1 protein-coding gene and 1 pseudogene are annotated in these 3,940 nt (G+C 60.4%); both read left to right on the top strand.

Annotated features, from left to right (window positions below; translation table 11 throughout):
• Window positions 1-283: 283 nt before the first annotated feature.
• Window positions 284-1,186: pseudogene (locus F6X68_RS31385) on the top strand (tyrosine-type recombinase/integrase); the annotation flags it as partial.
• 964 nt (window positions 1,187-2,150) lie between these two features.
• The gene (locus F6X68_RS31390) at window positions 2,151-3,668 is read left to right on the top strand and encodes a hypothetical protein (protein ID WP_151457637.1); all 1,518 of its coding nucleotides are present in this window, start codon (window positions 2,151-2,153) and stop codon (window positions 3,666-3,668) included.
• Window positions 3,669-3,940 lie beyond the last annotated feature (272 nt).

Consider the following 3,940-nt stretch of genomic DNA (forward strand, 5'->3'; position numbering starts at 1 on the left):
CTCGGGCCAGTGAGCGGCCTGCCGGATCCCGTTCGGCAACTCGACCGACCGACCGTCGACCGATCCGCGGTGGATGTCACGAGGCTGGAAGAGACGGAAGGTAGAGGCTGCCGCGTGGTCCCGGTCAGTCCCGGGACTCGTCACCGGGTCCCTTCCCGGACACAGGGGTGACGCGCGGGGCGGGGCGTGGTTTGCGGGCCGGCTGACTTTCCGCCCCGGCGCCGTAGGCGGCCGGGGCGGCGGCTCCGTCAGGAGCCGGTTGCCGCGCCCCGGCCCGCGCCGCGCGGAGCGCCTTGACCGGCTGCACTCCCGTGATGTGCAGACGTGGATTAACCAGGTGGCTCGGACCTGCCAGTGTTGCGCCCAGGGCAAAGACGCCGCCCGCGCGAAGGACAAGCGCCGCTGCTGCTCCGTTGGTCGCTGCTGCGGTGCAACGCCGTCGACCCGCACCGTCAGCGACATCCGCGCGACGCTGCGGGCCGCCCTATCGCACGCCCAGGCCGAAGACCTCATCACCAAGAACCCCGCATCCGCGGTGACCCTCGCGACGGTCCGCCGTCGACGGGGCAAGTCCTGGACCAGTGACGAGGCACGGAAGTTCCTGGAGTCGGCCCGCCGAGACGCAGATCCGCTCTACGCCGCCTACGCCCTGGTCCTCGTCGTCGGACTGCGTAAGGGCGAGTCGCTCGGGCTCACGTGGGATGACATCGACCTGGACGCCGGAGAGCTCACCGTCGGACGACAGCTTCAGCGAGTGCGCGGGCAGCTCCTGCACCGCGACACCAAGACTCAGGCGTCGGATGCCGTCCTGCCACTGCCTGACATCTGCGTCGCTGCCCTGCGGCTACGGAAGGCACAGCGCGTCGAGGCGCGGTCACTGGCCGGCAAGCTATGGCATGAGTCCGACATGGTGTTCACCACCCGCTACGGCACCCCAATCGAGCCGCGCAACTTTCAGCGATCCTGGCAGGCCCGGTGCACCAACGCGGGGCTTCGTCCGATCACCGTGCACGACGCCCGCCGGACGTGCGCCTCACTGCTCGCAGACTTGGACGTGCATCCTCGCGTGGCCATGCAAGTTCTCAGGCACGCTCGCTTCTCAGTGACGATGGAGATATACACGCAGGTCTCCTCGAAATCGACCCGCGAAGCGCTCAAGCGGCTTGGTGATTCGCTCAACAGCTGACCGTTGCTGTACTCCGCTGCTGTACGGGGAGCAGAAAGGCCACCTTCATCAATGGAAGGTGGCCTTTGACCTGCGTGGGCGATACTGGGATCGAACCAGTGACCTCTTCGGTGTGAACGTCAATCTCGCTGGTCGTCGCACTTCAACGGACGTCGGCTGATGCCATCGCATGCTCCCCGACCACCGTCAAACGTCGTTGAGTAATGGCGGACACCAAACGTCTTGCTGACTTCCTGCTGACATACAGGCCGATTCGGATGCTCTGACGCGCGCTAGCGGTCAGCCTTGGCGGATCACCACCCCGAAGACGACTGCCCCAAGAATTAGCACCGGCGCCACATAGCCTGCCACAACCAGGAGTTTCTCTCTCGCTGTACGCGGTTCCAGATGCTCATCTGGCCCAAGAACGTTGGGCCAACCGTTGCGGTACTCCACTCGGTGCCCTTCAGGCACCTCAACTTGGACGGTGGCCCGAGTAGCAATCGAGACAAGGGCATGGATGCCATAGACAGGCAGCCAGCAGCCAAGGGTAAGGATAGACAAGAGTATGTGTGCAGCGTGCCAGGAGTGGCCAAGGCTGCCTGCCTTGAGGGTTAGGGTTTGCGTAGTCAACGCAGACTCTTGTGCCCCAGAGGGAACACGAGAAGGTTTGGCTTTTCCGGCGCAGTCACGCTGGGCAGCGTAGCCCCGCCGCCTCGCGAGGCTAGGCAAGCGTCGGATACCCGACGAGACACGGGTCAGGATCCTGCGGGGGGTCACTGCGTCCCGAACGCTGTTGCGCCGGATCGTCCGCTGCTCTCAGTTGCCGTCCCGTGCCAGCTGAGCTAGGCCAAATCCGTAACACGAAGTAGGCGAGATGCAATCCGGGCAAGTGCATCAAACCCGACAACTGCACGTTGTTCTTCTGGGCAAGGTGTCAGCGGGTCGACGGAGCAGACCTTAACCATTGGTATACCTTACGTGCATGAATGATGATGACGCGGCGGCTCCAGCAGCCGAAGATGCGCCGAGCAAAAAAGTAGGCAATGATACGCCGACGCCTCCAAGCATTCAGCTTCGCACCGCCCTTCGGAGATACCTCACAGTCTTGAACGGCGTAGAGCAAATTGTCGATCTGAGTAAACCCCACCTACCCTCCCTAGATGCTCTGACGCATATCGTTGATGCTCTAGCCGCCGAGCGTGGAGTCTCCATCTCCGCGGACCAACGCCTCCAAATACGAGACATCCTAGTCGATCTTCTAATAGCCTACCGAGACCATTTCGATGAGCTCGGTCGCCTGCATTCAGAGGGCCAGAATAAGTCAGATATTCAGAAACTGCACGCGGAGAAGATGACCGCAATTTGGGACAGTGGATATGAAAGGCTATCCGAGACCAGCACTGATGGCGTTCTCGCCCTTGATTTGATGCTATCCGTCAACCCTGAGGCGATCGTTAGACAGCCAAGTGAGCTATTCTATTCATCGTTGATGGTCTCAACGGTCAGCGCTTGCGAGGTCTACCTCGGCCAAACCATGCGTGCATTTCTAAGAACTAAGCCCGAGGCGCTATTCGGCACGGAGATAAAGTTTCAGTTCGCCGACATAAATCAGTTTGACTCGATTCAGTCGCTACGAAACCATCACATTGAGCGCCAAGTCGAGGGAATCATCCGCCAGGGGGGCATCGAAGAGTGGATGAAATGGTTTCAGACGAAGGTCAAAGTCGACTTTCCCCAGGTGACAGAGTCGCCCAACCAGATCCGAGAGATATTCCAGCGTCGCCATATACACGTACATAACGATGGCGAGGTCTCTGATCTCTATCTCGCAAAGACTAAGGATGCCGCAAAAGAAGGTCTGACTGCTGGCCAATACCTTGGAATTGACGAGGAGTACCTCCTTCAAGCCGTCGACCGGCTGAGATCCTTCGGAATCGCTCTAGCCGTCGTTCTCGCGCGAAAACTGACACGCAAGCCTGATGCAGCGCTAGAAGAATTTGAAGGGTATGCCGTGAACCTTATTTACGGCTTCCTGCGTCAAAGAAAGTTCCACCTTGTGATTGAGTTGTCGCACCTTCTTACAGATGGAATGGGGAAGGCGGACAGGAAGCTACTCCTGCAAGTGAATCAATGGATAGCGCGTAAGGAAACTGGCGACAAGAGGGTCAGCTCGGAGGTGGCAGCGTGGGACACCTCGGCAATGTATCCGACCTTCGATCTGGCTAAGCTGGCGCTTCTTGATGAGGTGGAGCAAGCTCACGAGCTGGCGAAGAAGCTTGTCGACAATGGCACATTGTCTGAACAGGAGTATCTTGACTGGCCCCTGCTAGAGGAAGTCCGAAAGGCCTTTCCAGGTAATTGCAGCAATGAAGGAGAGGGCCTCGTCGAAAATGTTGCTAACTCGCCCCAAGTTGAGCTTCCGGCGCAGGCATTGTCCTATGATGAGCAACCGCCGGTAATTTTGGAAGAGCGGACTGTGCGGGACCGATCGCCGTCCTGACATTCGCCCCTGACTGTGCCATCCCGTCTGCCGCCGACCCACACTCCGTGGAGCGGGCCAGGGCCAGGGTGACAAGGTGGAGCGCCCAACTGGACGTACGACCTTGTCGCCCTGGCCCTGGCCCGCTCCACGGTGTGTGGGTCGGCGGCAGACAGTGAGGATGGTGGGGTGGGTCGCCGGGTTGGTCTGACTCACCGGCAGACCGACGCTTGCTGTCCTTATCCCGATTCGTCGGCCGACTCGGTGACCCCGACAACTGCATGTCACCGGCC

Origin of the sequence: Micromonospora sp. AMSO12t (genome assembly GCF_008806585.1) — a bacterium.
GTDB classification, from domain to species: domain Bacteria; phylum Actinomycetota; class Actinomycetes; order Mycobacteriales; family Micromonosporaceae; genus Micromonospora; species Micromonospora reichwaldensis.